Source organism: Pseudooceanicola profundus, from assembly GCF_054919315.1.
This window is the reverse complement of the sequence record NZ_CM142898.1, coordinates 1,473,507-1,488,664: the sequence shown is the minus strand read 5'-3', so window position 1 is coordinate 1,488,664 and position 15,158 is coordinate 1,473,507. Positions and strand designations below refer to the sequence as shown.

Sequence of the window (15,158 nt, the reverse complement as noted above, 5' to 3'; positions counted from 1 at the left end):
ATCAGCGCAGGATAAGACGGGGGGCCGGTCCGATGGGGATCGGCCCCAGTCGCATCATCCCCCCGGTGAAGGTCAGCGTGACGTTCAGCGAATTCCGGTTGCCCGAGAAACCCGCCAGCAGGGTCAGCCCCTGTTCGATGGCCTTGGCCACATCCGCGTTCAGCGCGTCCGAGCTGACGGCCATCTGCAGCATCTCGCGCCAGTGCTCGGCCTTGACCGAAACCTCGCCCTCGGGCGTGCCCTCGTCATCCACGTCCAGCGTGCCGGTGGCCTCGATTGCCATCTCGCCCCATTGCGCGCGGGCGGTCTTCAGCTCCAGCCGGCGCGGCTGCGGGCGGCTGTCGTCGAGGGCGTGGATATTCCACGGTCGGTTGAAGGTCGCCGTCATGTCCATCCGCACGTCGGAGAGTGCATCGGGCAGGGCCAGCCCCTCGGAAATCCGGTTGCGCCAGCCCTCGGGCGGGGTCAGCGCCGTGGCCGCGAGGCCGAGGTGGTAGGTCGCGGGCTCTGCCACCCGCTCGACGCCGAGGCGCAGCTCGTCCGCGTGCAGCGGATCGCTGCGCGAGCCGCGGGCGATGTCCATGCCCTTGCCGATGACGGTGGCGCGCTGCAGCTCCAGCGTGGGGCTGGCATCGGTGATCAGGCTGGCGCGCAGGTCCTCGTTGGTGACGACGTAGCTGTCCACCGGCGTGTCCATCAGGAAGGAATGGTCCGCCACCGCGATGACATGCTGCGGCTGGTAGGAGAGCATGAGGATCTGGAACAGCGGCATCTCGACCGCCCAGCCGGTGTCGGGATCGCCCAGCTTCAGCCCGGTCCACGTCGAATCGAACCGGTTCGGGAAGCCCTGCAACGTGAAGTCGGCATATTGCGCCTGCCAGCCGTCGGTCTGCCGGGCGGTGAACCACTCCTTGAACCCGGTGCGCAGCTTGCTGGCGCCCCAGTACCAGTAGCCGCCCCATGCGGCGGCGGCCGCGAAGATCAGGATAATCAGCAGGCTCAATGCGCGTTTCATGGCGTTCCCTCTCCGCGACCCCTTCAAATCGGGCCCATTGAGGTGTTTATAGGGCCCCATGCACGACACGCCAGAGACAGACGGCCCGATGTGGGTCTTCGGTTACGGATCGCTCATCTGGAACCCCGGCTTCACACCCGTCGAAACCGCCATCGCCACCCTTCCGGGCTGGGCCCGCAGCTTCTGCATGCGCTCCATCCACCACCGCGGCACGCCGGAGGACCCGGGCCTCGTGCTGGCGCTGGACGAGATGGAGGGGGCGGAGTGCCACGGCGTCGCCTTCTGCGTGGCCGAACCGGAGCGCATCCGCGTGCTGGAGTACCTCCGCGAGCGGGAGCTGGTCTCCTCCGCCTATCTGGAGACATGGCAGCAGGTGCGTCTGGCCGATGGCCGCACCGTGCAGGCGGTGACCTACGTGATCGATCCGGCCCATGTGCAATACTGCGCGCTTGCGCTGGAGGAGCAGGCCGAGATCATCGCCTCTGCCCATGGCGGACGCGGCCCGAACCACGAGTACCTCACCAATACGGCCGATCATCTGGCCGAACTGGGCATTGAGGACACAGACCTGACCTATCTTGCGAGACGTGTCCGGAGTTTACGGGATAACTCCTTGGCTTGATCCGGCGAAATCTCTAGAATCAGGCGCGAAATCAAAGTCAGGAGCTGTCCGCATGGACCAGCCCGCCCGCGAGGCAGAGCCGCAGTTTTCCCAACCCGTCCGCCAGATCCTGCTGATGCTGATCGTTCTGGGGCTGACGGGTGTCGTCGCCTTCTTCATCGCGCCGCGGGTCCTGCCGGTGTTCCTGTCGAACCCCTACCTGAACGGGCTGATCGGCTTCGTCTTCGTGGTGGGCGTCGTGTCCTGCTTCTGGCAGGTGGCACAGCTCGTCTCCTCCGTCCGCTGGATCGAGGCCTTCGCCTCGGACCGGCTGGAGGCCGAGGGCGTGCAGGCGCCACGCCTGCTGGCGCCGCTGGCCACACTGCTGCGCTCGCGCAGCAAGCGGATGCAGATCTCCTCCTCCTCCTCGACGTCGATCCTCGAATCCGTCGTGACCCGGATCGAGGAACAGCGCGAGATCACCCGCTACGTGGTGAACGTGCTGATCTTCCTCGGCCTGCTGGGGACGTTCTATGGCCTTGCCACCACCGTCCCCGCCGTGGTCGACACCATCCGCAGCCTCGCGCCGCAGGAAGGCGACAGCGGGGTCGAGGTGTTCAACCGCCTCATGACCGGGCTCGAAGCCCAGCTGGGCGGCATGGGCACGGCCTTCTCCTCCTCGCTGCTGGGTCTGGCTTTCTCGCTGGTCGTGGGCCTGCTGGAGCTTTTCGCCGGGCACGGCCAGAACCGTTTCTACCGCGAGCTGGAGGAATGGCTGTCCTCGATCACCCGCGTCGGCTTTGCCGGGGGCGAAAGTGACGGGCAGAGCGATCAGTCCATCCTCGCCACCGCCATGGACCAGATGGTCGAGAACATGCAGACGCTGGTGGAGATGAATGCCGCCACGGACGCGAACCGCGCCATGCTGGACGAGAAACTGGCCAACCTCGCGGATGCGGTGGAGCGGCTGGCCTATCGTCTCGGCGATCAGAACCCGACACAGGCCGCCCTGCTGCGTGTGGCCGAGGGGCAGGAGAAACTGATCGACCGCTTCAACCGCAGCGAGGCCGGCGAGGGCATCGATGCCGAAAGCCGGATGCGCCTGCGCTCGATCGACGTGCAGATGCTGCGCATCCTCGAAGAGATCTCCGCCGGGCGTCAGGAAACCATGTCCGAGCTGCGCACCGATATCGCCGCCCTGTCCCGCGTCGTGGCGCAGAGCGCCAGCGGCCAGCCGGGCGCGCGCCGCCTTGGCGGGCAGGTGAAGAAACCCAGCGGGCAGGAGGGCTGACCCATGGCGCTGTCGCGCCGCACCGGCAACCGCTTCCAGTCCTCGATCTGGCCCGGCTTCGTCGACGCCATGACCGGGCTGCTGCTGGTGCTGATGTTCGTGCTGACCATCTTCATGGTGGTGCAGTTCACCCTGCGCGAGACGATCTCGGGGCAGGAAAGCGAACTCGATGAGCTGTCGTCGCAGGTGGCCGAACTCTCCCGTGCCCTCGGGCTGGAGCGCGATCGCAGCGACCGGCTTCAGGGGGAGCTGGGGCAGCTGAACGCAACGCTGTCCACCGCGCAGGATCAGGTCGCCTCGCAGCAGGCGCTGATCGCCTCGCTGACACAGGAACGCGATGCGCAGGCCACGGCACTGGATGCGGCGCAGACGCAGATCACCGCCTTCGAGGCGCAGGTTGCCGCGCTCCTGAACCAGCAGAGCCGCAACGAGACCACCATCGCCGACCTGCGCGCCACGCAGGAAGACCTGGAGACGGCCCGCGATCAGCTGCTTTCGGAGCAGGAGGCGCTGAACCTCGCCCTCGCACAGGCCCGCAGCGAGACCGATGCGCAGGCCGAGGCCGCGCGCCTCGCCGCTGCCCGCAGCGATGCGCTCGACGCGCTTGTGGCCGACCTGCGCCGTCAGAAGGCCGAAGGCGAGGAGCAGCAGGCCGCGCTCTCGACGCAGGTCGACAGCCTGCAACAGCAGCTCAGCGACGAGGAAAAGGCCAAGCTGGCCGAGGCCGCCGCCGCGCAGGCCCTGCGCGCGCGACTGGCGAACTCGGAGGATGAGCTGACGGCGATGACGCTGGCGCTGGAAGAACAGCGCAAGAAGGCCGAGGACACGCTGACCCTTCTGGCCGCCGCCCGCGAGGCGCGCGAGGATCTCGCCGTCAAGCTGGCCGCCGCGCTGGTGGATCAGGACAGCCTGCCGCAACTGCGCGCCGACCTTGCGGCCCGCGAGACGGAGTTGGCCACCGCACGGGACGCCCGCAGTCAGGCCGAGGCCTCGCTGGCCGAGCTGGAGGCCCGGGTGGCCGCGCTCGAAGCCTCGCTCTCGGGCGCGCGCGAGGAGCGCGACGGCCTGCAGGAGCGCCTCACTGCCGCGCTCGACACGCAGGATGCCAACGCCGCGCTGGAGGCCGACAAGCAGGCGCTGGAGCAGGAACTGGCCACCGCGCGCGGCGCGCTCGAAGACGGGCAGGGCCGCGTTTCGGCGCTGGAGGCCCGGGTCGCCGCGCTTCAGGTGCAGCTCTCCGATGCCGAGCAGGCGCAATCGGACAGCGCGGCGAAACAGGCCGACCTCGAACAGCAGCTCGCCGCCATGATCGCCGCACGCAACGCCGCGCAGGCCGATGCGGTGGACATGGAGCAGGTGGAGCAGCAGCTTGCCGCGGCCCTTGCCGCCAAGCTGAAGGCCGAGCAGGCGGCGCAGGAGCAGCTGAGCGCCGCCGAACAGCGTGACGTCCTGCTGCAACAGGCCAACGCGGCGCTGTCGCAGGAAGAGGCCCGTTCTGCCGAATCCGCGCGGCGGGCGGCGCTGCTGAACCAGCAGGTCAACGCGCTGCGCTCGCAGCTGTCGAGCCTGCAGGCGCTGCTGGACGATGCCAAGGACCGCGACGAGGCCGCGCAGGTCGAGATGACCTCGCTCGGCAACGAGTTGAACGCGGCGCTGGCGCGGGCCGCGGCCGAAACCAAGAAGCGCCTCGCCCTCGAGGAGGCCGAACGCAAGCGCCTTGAGGCCGAGAAGCAGCAGCTTGAGAACTACCGGTCCGAGTTCTTCGGGCGGATGCGCGAGGTGCTGTCCGGCCTCGACGGCGTGCGCATCGTGGGGGATCGGTTCGTCTTCTCCTCCGAGGTGCTCTTTGCCCCCGGCGAGGCGACGCTGTCGCCCGATGGCGAGGAGCAGATCGCCCGGATCACCCGGGTGCTGAGCGATATTTCCGGCGACATCCCTGCGGGCATCGACTGGGTGCTGCAGGTCGACGGCCACACTGACAACGTGCCGCTCTCGGGCTTTGGCCAGTTCCGCGACAACTGGGAGCTCAGCCAGGCGCGCGCCCTGTCGGTGGTGCGCTTCATGTCGCAGAACCTCGGCTTCCCGCCCGGGCGGCTCTCGGCGAACGGCTTCGGGGAGTACCAGCCGATCGCCGCGGGCGACAGCGAGGAAGCCCGCGCGCTGAACCGCCGGATCGAGCTGAAGTTTACCGAGAAGTAAGGGGCAGGGGGCGGCGCGCCCGCGCGGAGCGGCCCAGCCGTGCCGTCCGGGGATGTATCCGCGCCTGCGCTCAGTCCGGGATCGTCAGGGTCATCTCGCGCGTCACCGGGGCCAGCCCGTCGCGCGTGAGCGTGACCTCGCCCCGGTATGCCCCGGCCTTCAGCGGCGCGTGCAGGCGTTTGCCCGCGGCCTGATAGTAGAGGATCTGCTGCTTCTTCAGGTCGACGGCGCTGTCCAGCAGGGGCCCGTCGGGCCCGTCGATCCGGAACTGAAGGCTGTCGCCCGGCTGCGCACCGTAGCCATAGGCCCACAGCACCAGCGCTGCCGCATCGCGCCCCGGGCGGACCTCCGACGCGATGCCTGACTTGATGGTGTCGTAGTCCGGCAAGCCGTCGGAAAAGCCGAGCGCGATGAGGCCGGTGGGCTGGTAGGCCGGCGTCTCGGCCCAGAGGGAGCGCCCCGGCGCGCCGCATCCGCCGCCGGCCGCGAAGGGGTCGACGACCGTGTCGCCCTGGCGCACGGACATGTGGACATGGGGAAACTGCGTGCGCCCGGAGAGTCCGACCTGGCCCAGCACGTCGCCGCGCGCCATCCGGTCGCCGGTCTTCACCCGGATCGAGCCCCGGCGCATGTGGCAGTACTGGGTCACCCAGCCGTCGCCGTGGTCGATGGCCACGCCATTGCCGCAGGCGGGGCGGTCGTCGCCGCCGGCCGGCATGATCCGGTCCTCGACCCCGTCGCGGGTGCCGATCACGCGGCCCGGCGCCGCGGCGATGACGTCGACGCCCGCGAGCATCGCGGCGATCGAGGGCAGGGCGAGGTCGGTGCCCTTGTGGCCGTCATAACTGAGGGCGCCGCAGGTGAAATCCTGCGCGCCCGGCCCGGCGTCGTGATCGACATATTGCTGGAAATAACAGGTCTCGCCCAGGGTGCAGTCGGCAAAGAGGGTCAGAGACGGTTCCGCCGCCGAGGGACCGGCGGCGGAAAGGCTTGCGAGGGAAACGCCTGCGAGGGAAACGCCTGCGAGGGTCAGGGCCGCGAGGGCCCCGACTGGTCTCATTCGGCCGTCAGGAGCGGCGGCTTGTTGCCCGAGAGGCGCGGATTGCCCGGCCCCTGGATCTGCAGGTCGATCTCGCCATTCTTCACAGCGACACGGACCAGGCCACCCTTGGCCAGCTTGCCGAAGAGCAGTTCCTCGGCCAGCGGCTTCTTGATGTACTCCTGGATGACGCGACCCAGCGGGCGGGCGCCCATCTTGTCGTCGTACCCCTTGTCGGCCAGCCATTCGGCCGCCGGGCGGGTCAGTTCGATGGTCACGCCGCGGTCCAGAAGCTGGGCTTCCAGTTGCAGCACGAACTTCTCGACCACCTGCAGGATGGTTTCCTTCGGCAGCGGCGCGAAGCTGATGACCGCGTCCAGACGGTTGCGGAATTCCGGCGTGAAGGTTCGCTCGATCGCGGCGGTGTCTTCACCCTCGCGACGGTCGCGGCCGAAGCCGATGGCCGATTTGGCCTGTTCCGCGGCACCCGCGTTCGAGGTCATGATCAGGATCACGTTGCGGAAGTCCACCGTGCGACCGTTGTGGTCGGTCAGGCGGCCGTGGTCCATCACCTGCAGCAGGATGTTGTAGACATCCGGGTGCGCCTTCTCGATCTCGTCGAGCAGGAGCACGCAATGCGGGTGCTGGTCGACGCCGTCGGTCAGCAGACCGCCCTGGTCGAAGCCCACGTAGCCTGGAGGCGCACCGATCAGGCGCGAGACCGCGTGTTTCTCCATGTACTCGGACATGTCGAAGCGCAGCAGTTCCACACCCAGCGTATCCGCCAGCTGCTTCGCCACCTCGGTCTTGCCGACACCGGTCGGGCCGGCGAAGAGGTAGTTGCCGATGGGCTTCTCGGGTTCGCGCAGGCCGGCACGGGCCAGCTTGATCGCCGAGGAGAGGGCCTCGATCGCGTTGTCCTGACCGAAGACCACGCGCTTCAGCGTGCCCTCCAGATCCTTCAGCACCTCTGCATCGTCCTTGGAGACGTTCTTCGGCGGGATGCGGGCGATCTTGGCCACGACGGCCTCGATCTCCTTGGGGCCGATGGTCTTGCGCCGCTTGCTCTCGGTGACCAGATGCTGCGCCGCGCCGGCCTCGTCGATCACGTCGATGGCCTTGTCGGGCAGCTTGCGGTCATTGATGTAGCGCGCGGACAGTTCCACAGCCGTCTTGATCGCCTCGGCGGTGTAGCGGATGTGGTGGTGATCCTCGAAGTATGGCTTGAGGCCCTGAAGGATCTTCACCGTGTCCTCGACCGAGGGTTCGCTCACGTCGATCTTCTGGAACCGGCGCGACAGGGCGCGGTCCTTCTCGAAGTGCTGGCGGAACTCCTTGTAGGTGGTGGAGCCCATGCAGCGCAGTTTGCCGCCCTGAAGTGCGGGCTTCAGCAGGTTCGAGGCATCCATGGCCCCGCCGGAGGTGGCGCCGGCGCCGATGACCGTGTGGATCTCGTCGATGAAGAGCACCGCATCGGGGTGTTCCTCAAGCTCGGTCACCACGGCCTTCAGCCGTTCCTCGAAGTCGCCGCGGTAGCGGGTGCCGGCCAGCAGCGCGCCCATGTCGAGCGAGAAGATGGTGGTGTTTTCCAGCACGTCCGGGGTTTCGCCGGCCACGATCTTGCGTGCGAGGCCCTCGGCAATGGCGGTCTTGCCGACACCGGGATCGCCCACGAGGAGCGGGTTGTTCTTGCGCCGGCGGCAGAGGACCTGGATGCAGCGTTCCACCTCGGACTCGCGTCCGATGAGCGGGTCGACATCGCCGATCCGGGCCTTGGCGTTCAGGTCCACGCAATACTTCGACAGGGCGCTCTCCTTCCCGTCAGATTGCTCGGCGGTGGAGGAGCTGGAGGAACTAGTGCTCTCGCTGTCCTCGTCGGTCGAGCCGGTGACCGGGCGGCTTTCGCCGTAGGCCGGATCCTTGGCCACACCATGGGCGATGAAGTTCACCGCGTCATAGCGCGTCATGTCCTGCTCCTGCAGGAAGTAGGCGGCGTTGGATTCCCGTTCGGCGAAGATCGCGACGAGCACGTTGGCCCCCGTCACTTCGGTCCGGCCGGAGCTTTGCACGTGGATGGCCGCGCGCTGGATCACGCGCTGGAAGGCTGCGGTGGGAACCGCTTCCGAGCCGTCAACATCGGTCACGAGGTTCGAGAGATCATCCTCGATGAACTCCACAAGCGTCTTGCGGAGATCCTCTGTGTCGACCGAGCAGGCTTTCATCACCTTTACGGCGTCGGGTTCATCGATCAGCGCCAGAAGCAGATGTTCGAGCGTTGCGAATTCGTGTCGGCGTGCATTGGCAAGCGCCAATGCCGCGTGAATTGCCTGTTCAAGCGTCGTCGAGAATGAAGGCACTCTGATGCTCCTTTCAACTGCGTTCTGGAGCGGGGTGCGGGCCCCGGTCCCACCATGGCCTCATAGTGTTAAAGTTTGGTCGAGTTTCGCCACGCTTCAAGGGTTTTCTGTGATCTCCCGTTCACATTTAAGATTTTGCTGCAACGCCGCGTGAGTTTGCGGCAGCGGGATAAGGGTCAGAAATTGTCCTTGGCCTTGCGCACGGCGGCGAAGACGGCGACGGGATCTCCGCCGGGCAGACCCACGGCGGCCTGGACCTCGGGTTGATCGACTCGGAGGAAGGGGTTGGTGGCCAGCTCCTCGCTGAGGAGGCTCGGCACGGTTGGGAGATTGTCGGCGCGGGCAGCGGCGACCTGTTCGATACGCGATATAAGCGCTGCGTTGCCGGGTTCAATGGTCAGGGCGAACTTGCCATTCGACGTCGTATATTCGTGACCGGAGCAGATCACCGTCTCGCCGGGCAGGGCGGCCAGCTTCTGGAGGCTGGCATGGAACATCTCGGGGTTGCCTTCAAACATCCGCCCGCAGCCGAGCGCCATGAGGCTGTCGGCGGTGAAGGCGATGCCGCTGTCGGGGAAGTAGAAGGCGAGGTGGCCCACGGTATGCCCTGACACGTCCAGAACCTCGCCGCTCTCGCCCCCCAGCACCAGCTTGTCGCCCTCGGCAAGGTCGACGTCGAGATCGGGCAGGCGGTAGGCGTCGCCGCGTCCGCCGTAGACCTTGGCGGGATGGGCCATGAGAACCTCGGCCAGCCCCTGCACATGGTCGTCGTGGTGGTGCGTGATCCAAATCTGGTCCAGCGTCCAGCCGCGGGTCGCGAGCTCTTCGAGGATGGGCGCGGCCTCGGGGATGTCGATCAGGGCCGTCTCGCCGCTTTCGGGGTCGTGAAGCAGGTAGGCATAGTTGTCCGAAAGGCAGGGCACGGTCACGAGGTCGAGGGGCATGGATTTTCACCGGTCGGTTGCTATTGTCCTCTCAGACTTGCAGCTAAGCGGGCCGAAGGCAAATGCATCTCGATGTTCAGGATCTGCGGAACTTCTACTACCGCTCCACCCTTGGTCGGGCGGCGCAGCACCAGGTGCGCACGCAGATGCTCAAGCTCTGGCCCGAGGCGCAGGGGCAGACCGTCGCGGGCTTCGGTTTCGCCGTGCCGCTGCTGCGCCCCTACCTGCCAGAGGCGCGCCGGGTGATCGGGCTGATGCCGGCGCCGCAGGGCGTGATGCCGTGGCCGGCCGGGATGCCCAACGTCTCGGTCCTCTGCGAGGAGACGAACTGGCCGTTGGACACGGGCCAGGTGGACAAGCTGGTGCTGATGCACGGGCTCGAAACCTCGGAGAACCCGACCGACCTGCTTGAGGAATGTTTCCGCGTCCTTGGACCCGGGGGCAAGGCGCTCTTCGTCGTGCCGCACCGGGCCGGGCTCTGGTCCCGGTCGGATCGCACACCCTTCGGCTACGGGCGGCCCTACAGCCAGGGCCAGCTTGAGGCCCAGCTCAAGCGGCACTCCTTCCTGCCCGAGACGGCGATCCACACACTCTACCAGCCGCCCTCCAGTCGCCGGTTCTGGCGCAAGACGGCGGGGTTCTGGGAAAAGGTCGGTGCCTCGCTCTCGATGGTGATCTCGGGCGGGGTGCTGATGGTCGAGGCGACGAAGCGGGTGCAGGCGCCCGCCGGCCCGGGCGAGCGGATCCGCAAGCCCTCCGGCCTGCGGGTGCTCGAGGGGCTCGGGGCCGCGAAGCCGGAGGGTGCGCTTTCCCGCGGAGAGGGGCGTTTCTGAGGGGGAAACGCGGGCTTTCGCGAATCCTGCCATCGCGTCATGCTGGCCCGCGGGCAGCGTTCGGTGCCTTGCAGGGGGCGCGAAATGCCGCAGGTAAAAAAAATATTGTCAGGCGTTAGCGATATCCGGTGCCCTTGCAACAGGCGCATGGGTCTATGTTAGCGCCTGACGGATTCGCAAAAGGTAAAGGAATCGTGAGTGTTTCCACCCGGATGCGCCCCCGTATCAGTCGTGAGAGACTGACGTGCGGCAGAGAACCGCCTGAAAAACAAGGCCGTCCGAATGCTCCCCTAATCATTGCAAGCAGGTTGATAGGCGGGGTGGGCTCTGCTAGACCCACGGCGATTTTGATGCTTCGGCGCGGCTTCGGCTGCGCTGTCTTGCTGCCAACCCCCCGGGCCCGCACCCTCACGGCGGATCGGGGCCTGACATCGGAAGGGTGGACGTGTCCGAACCAGCTTCGATCTCCTCCGGCATTGCGCACCGCTATGCCACCGCCATCTTCGAGATTGCCCGTGACAACAACAGCCTGTCTCAGCTTGAGACCGGCGTTGAGGATCTGTCCGCGGCTCTGGCGGAAAGTGACGACCTCAAGGCGCTGATCTCGTCGCCGGTCTACACGCGCGAGGAACAGGCCAAGGCGATTGCCGCCGTGGCAAAAAAGATGGGTCTGGCCGATGTGCTTGGCAATGCCCTGCAACTGATGGCGCAGAAGCGCCGTCTGTTCGCCCTTCCCCAGCTCGTCGAGGCGCTGCGCGCCCTGCTGGCGGAGCACAAGGGTGAAGTGACCGCAGAGGTCACCAGCGCCAAGGCGCTGACCAAGACCCAGTCCGAGAAGCTGGCCAAAGTGCTGTCGGCTTCCGTGGGCAAGGATGTGAAGATTGTGGCGGCCGTCGATGAAGCGCTCATCGGTGGCCTCGTTGTTAAGGTGGGCTCGAAGATGATCGACACCTCGATCAGCTCGAAGCTCAACTCCCTCCAGAATGCAATGAAAGAGGTCGGATAAGATGGGTATCCAAGCAGCCGAAATCTCTGCGATCCTCAAGGAGCAGATCGCAAACTTTGGCCAGGAAGCAGAAGTGGCCGAAGTTGGCCGCGTGCTCTCCGTCGGCGACGGGATTGCCCGCGTCTACGGTCTGGACAACGTCCAGGCCGGTGAGATGGTCGAATTCCCCGGCGGCATCATGGGCATGGCCCTGAACCTTGAGAGCGACAACGTCGGTGTCGTGATCTTCGGTTCGGACCGTGACATCAAGGAAGGCGACACCGTCAAGCGGACGAACTCGATCGTGGACGTTCCGGCAGGCGACGCCCTGCTGGGTCGCGTTGTCGACGGCCTCGGCAACCCGCTGGACGGCAAGGGCCCGATCGAGGCTTCCGAGCGTCGTGTGGCCGACGTGAAGGCGCCGGGCATCATTCCCCGTAAATCGGTGCACGAGCCGATGGCGACCGGCCTGAAATCGGTCGACGCAATGATCCCGATCGGCCGTGGCCAGCGTGAGCTGATCATCGGCGACCGTCAGACCGGCAAGACCGCCGTTGCTCTCGACGCGATCCTGAACCAGAAGTCCTACAACGAAGCCGCCGGCGACGACGAGAGCAAGAAGCTCTACTGCGTCTACGTCGCCATCGGCCAGAAGCGCTCGACCGTTGCGCAGCTGGTGAAGCGTCTCGAAGAGACCGGCGCGATCGAATACTCGATCGTCGTGGCCGCAACCGCCTCGGACCCCGCGCCGATGCAGTACCTCGCGCCCTACACCGCGACCGCGATGGCGGAATTCTTCCGCGACAACGGCCGTCACGCGCTGATCATCTACGATGACCTGTCCAAGCAGGCCGTGGCCTACCGCCAGATGTCCCTGCTGCTCCGCCGTCCGCCGGGGCGTGAAGCCTACCCGGGCGACGTGTTCTACCTCCACTCCCGGCTGCTGGAACGTTCGGCAAAGATGGGTGACGCAGCTGGCAACGGCTCGCTGACCGCACTGCCGATCATCGAAACCCAGGGCGGCGACGTGTCGGCGTTCATTCCGACCAACGTGATCTCGATCACCGACGGTCAGATCTTCCTGGAAACCGAACTGTTCTACCAAGGTATCCGCCCGGCCGTGAACACCGGTCTGTCGGTCTCCCGCGTGGGCTCCTCGGCCCAGACCAAGGCGATGTCCTCGGTGGCTGGCCCGGTGAAACTGTCGCTCGCCCAGTACCGCGAGATGGCCGCCTTCGCCCAGTTCGGTTCGGACCTCGACGCCTCCACGCAGCGCCTGCTGAACCGTGGTGCCCGCCTGACCGAGCTGATGAAGCAGCCGCAGTACCAGCCGCTGACCAACGCAGAGATCGTCACCGTGATCTTCGCCGGCACCAACGGCTATCTCGACAAGATCGACGTCAAGGACGTCGGCCGCTACGAGGCAGAGCTGCTCAAGTTCATGCGCACCAAGAAGAAGGACGTTCTTGACTGGATCACCAACGAAGATCCCAAGATCAAGGGCGAGCCCGCTGACAAACTGAAGGCTGTGCTGGACGAGTTCGCGGCAGACTTCGCGTAAGGGAGAGACTTAATGCCTTCTCTCAAGGACCTAAAAAACAGGATCTCGTCGGTCAAATCGACCCGCAAGATCACCAAGGCCATGCAGATGGTTGCCGCGGCGAAACTTCGCCGCGCGCAGGACGCTGCCGAAGCCGCACGCCCCTACGCCGAGCGTTTCAACGCGGTGATGGGTCAGCTGGCGGCCTCGGTCGGCGGGTCGGATACGGCGCCGCTGCTGCTGAAAGGCACCGGCAAGGACGACGTGCACCTGCTCGTCGTCATGACGTCGGAGCGCGGTCTGTGCGGCGGGTTCAACGCGAACATCGCCAAGCTGGCCCGTCAGCACGCCCGTGACCTGACCCAGAAGGGCAAGACGGTGAAGATCATCACCGTCGGCAAGAAGGGTCGCGAAGCAATGAAGCGCGACCTGGGTGAGCTGTTCATCGGCCACGTCGACCTGTCCGACGTCAAGCGTATCGGTTACGGCACCGCCACCGATATCGCCAAGGACGTTCTGGGCAAGTTCGACGCGGGCGAGTTCGACGTGGCGACGATCTTCTACTCGAAGTTCGTCAACGTCGTGACGCAGACCCCGACCGCCCTGCAGGTCATCCCGGCCAAGTTCGACGCCCCCGAAGAGACGGGCGCGGCCTCGGCCCTTTATGAATACGAGCCCTCGGAGGAGGAGGTCCTTGCCGACCTGCTGCCCCGTGGCGTGGCGACGCAGATCTTTGCGGCGCTGCTCGAAAACGCAGCCTCGGAACAGGGGGCGCGGATGTCCGCCATGGACAACGCGACCCGCAACGCTGGCGAAATGATCGACAAGCTGACCATCGAGTACAACCGCTCGCGTCAAGCCGTGATCACCAACGAGCTGATTGAAATCATTTCGGGCGCCGAGGCGCTCTAAGGAACCGGAGAAACGACATGGCAAACGCAAAAGGCAAGGTGACTCAGGTCATTGGCGCCGTTGTGGACGTGCAGTTCTCGGATCACCTGCCGGAGATCCTGAACGCTCTGACCACCGAAAACAACGGTAAGAAGCTGGTTCTGGAAGTTGCTCAGCACCTCGGCGAAAACACCGTTCGCACCATCGCAATGGACGCAACCGAAGGTCTGGTTCGCGGTCAGGAAGTCGTCGACACCGACGGCCCGATCTCGATCCCCGTCGGCAACGCCACCCTGGGCCGCATCCTGAACGTCGTCGGCGAACCGGTCGACGAACAGGGCCCCGTTGTTGCGGAAGAGACCCGCGCGATCCACCAGCCTGCTCCGGAGTTCTCCGAGCAGGCGACCGAGACCGAGATCCTCGTGACCGGCATCAAGGTGATCGACCTTCTCGCACCCTACTCCAAGGGTGGTAAGATCGGCCTCTTCGGCGGCGCCGGTGTGGGCAAGACCGTTCTGATCATGGAACTGATCAACAACATCGCAAAGGTGCACTCGGGCTACTCCGTGTTCGCCGGTGTTGGCGAGCGGACCCGTGAAGGGAACGACCTCTACCACGAGATGATCGAATCCAACGTCATCAAGCCCGACAACCTGTCGGAATCGCAGGTGGCCCTGGTTTACGGTCAGATGAACGAGCCTCCGGGGGCCCGTGCCCGCGTTGCACTGACCGGTCTGACCCTGGCCGAGCAGTTCCGCGACCAGTCCGGGACCGACGTTCTGTTCTTCGTCGACAACATCTTCCGCTTCACGCAGGCAGGTTCCGAGGTGTCCGCACTTCTGGGCCGTATCCCCTCCGCAGTGGGCTACCAGCCGACGCTGGCCACCGACATGGGCGCCATGCAGGAACGGATCACCTCGACGAAAGCCGGCTCGATCACCTCGATCCAGGCCGTCTACGTTCCCGCGGATGACCTTACCGACCCCGCACCGGCCACGACCTTCGCGCACCTCGACGCGACGACGGTTCTCAACCGTGCCATCTCGGAACTCGGCATCTACCCGGCGGTTGACCCGCTCGACTCCAACTCGCGGATCCTCGACCCGCAGATCGTTGGCGAAGAGCACTACAACGTCGCCCGTGAGGTTCAGGGTATCCTCCAGCGCTACAAGTCGCTGCAGGACATCATCGCGATCCTCGGCATGGACGAACTGTCGGAAGAGGACAAGCTGACCGTGGCCCGCGCCCGGAAAATCCAGCGTTTCCTCTCGCAGCCGTTCGACGTGGCAAAGGTCTTCACCGGCTCCGACGGTGTTCAGGTTCCGCTGGAAGACACCATCTCGTCCTTCAAGGCGGTTGTCGCCGGCGAATACGATCACCTGCCCGAAGCAGCCTTCTACATGGTCGGCGGCATCGAAGAGGTGAAAGCCAAGGCCGAGAAACTCGCCGCTGAAGCGGCCTGA

General features: G+C 65.9%; 12 protein-coding genes. 8 read left to right on the top strand and 4 right to left on the bottom strand.

The annotated features are described in order from the left end of the window. Position 1 precedes the first annotated feature (1 nt). Positions 2-1,015, bottom strand: coding sequence for a DUF2125 domain-containing protein (locus tag ACX9MO_RS06810; protein WP_462214001.1), 1,014 nt, complete (start codon positions 1,013-1,015; stop codon positions 2-4). A gap of 88 nt (positions 1,016-1,103) precedes the next feature. On the opposite strand from ACX9MO_RS06810, the gene ACX9MO_RS06805 reads away from it, so the two are divergent. The 3 genes from ACX9MO_RS06805 to ACX9MO_RS06795 are packed head-to-tail and all read left to right on the top strand — an operon-like array spanning position 1,104 to position 5,106. Continuing rightward, positions 1,104-1,637, top strand: coding sequence for a gamma-glutamylcyclotransferase (locus ACX9MO_RS06805; RefSeq protein ID WP_462214430.1), 534 nt, complete (start codon positions 1,104-1,106; stop codon positions 1,635-1,637). Between the two features lie 52 nt (positions 1,638-1,689). Next, the gene (locus tag ACX9MO_RS06800) at positions 1,690-2,907 is read left to right on the top strand and encodes a biopolymer transporter ExbB (RefSeq protein WP_261398020.1); all 1,218 of its coding nucleotides are present in this window, start codon (positions 1,690-1,692) and stop codon (positions 2,905-2,907) included. Positions 2,908-2,910: 3 nt separating this feature from the next. Then, positions 2,911-5,106, top strand: coding sequence for a peptidoglycan -binding protein (locus ACX9MO_RS06795; protein WP_462214000.1), 2,196 nt, complete (start codon positions 2,911-2,913; stop codon positions 5,104-5,106). A gap of 70 nt (positions 5,107-5,176) precedes the next feature. On the opposite strand, the gene ACX9MO_RS06790 is transcribed toward ACX9MO_RS06795, so the two are convergent. From ACX9MO_RS06790 to gloB, 3 genes are all read right to left on the bottom strand, one after another. Then, positions 5,177-6,166 carry a M23 family metallopeptidase gene (locus ACX9MO_RS06790; RefSeq protein WP_462213999.1) on the bottom strand — a complete coding sequence of 330 codons (990 nt, stop codon included), beginning with the start codon at positions 6,164-6,166 and terminating at the stop codon, positions 5,177-5,179. Then, entirely contained in the window at positions 6,163-8,502 is a 2,340-nt protein-coding gene (gene clpA, locus ACX9MO_RS06785; protein WP_462213998.1) for an ATP-dependent Clp protease ATP-binding subunit ClpA, read from the bottom strand. Before clpA ends, ACX9MO_RS06790 begins: the two co-directional genes overlap by 4 nt. A gap of 176 nt (positions 8,503-8,678) precedes the next feature. Beyond that, positions 8,679-9,446: a hydroxyacylglutathione hydrolase gene (gene gloB, locus ACX9MO_RS06780; RefSeq protein ID WP_222491067.1), complete on the bottom strand. Its 768-nt coding sequence runs from the start codon at positions 9,444-9,446 to the stop codon at positions 8,679-8,681. A 62-nt stretch (positions 9,447-9,508) separates the two neighbouring features. Here gloB and ACX9MO_RS06775 point away from each other — a divergent pair, with 62 nt between their 5' ends. The 5 genes from ACX9MO_RS06775 to atpD all read left to right on the top strand — a co-directional run bounded on the left by ACX9MO_RS06775 (position 9,509) and on the right by atpD (position 15,158). Then, positions 9,509-10,279: a class I SAM-dependent methyltransferase gene (locus tag ACX9MO_RS06775; RefSeq protein ID WP_462213997.1), complete on the top strand. Its 771-nt coding sequence runs from the start codon at positions 9,509-9,511 to the stop codon at positions 10,277-10,279. 445 nt (positions 10,280-10,724) lie between these two features. Next, complete coding sequence (locus ACX9MO_RS06770; RefSeq protein ID WP_222491069.1) at positions 10,725-11,285, top strand: F0F1 ATP synthase subunit delta; 561 nt, start codon at positions 10,725-10,727, stop codon at positions 11,283-11,285. A gap of 1 nt (position 11,286) precedes the next feature. Beyond that, on the top strand, positions 11,287-12,825 hold the full coding sequence (gene atpA / locus ACX9MO_RS06765; RefSeq protein WP_222491070.1) for a F0F1 ATP synthase subunit alpha: 1,539 nt from the start codon (positions 11,287-11,289) through the stop codon (positions 12,823-12,825). Positions 12,826-12,837: 12 nt separating this feature from the next. After that, complete coding sequence (locus tag ACX9MO_RS06760) at positions 12,838-13,716, top strand: F0F1 ATP synthase subunit gamma (protein WP_222491071.1); 879 nt, start codon at positions 12,838-12,840, stop codon at positions 13,714-13,716. A gap of 17 nt (positions 13,717-13,733) precedes the next feature. After that, positions 13,734-15,158 (top strand): F0F1 ATP synthase subunit beta, encoded by a 1,425-nt coding sequence (gene atpD, locus ACX9MO_RS06755; protein ID WP_222491072.1) that lies wholly within the window; start codon positions 13,734-13,736, stop codon positions 15,156-15,158.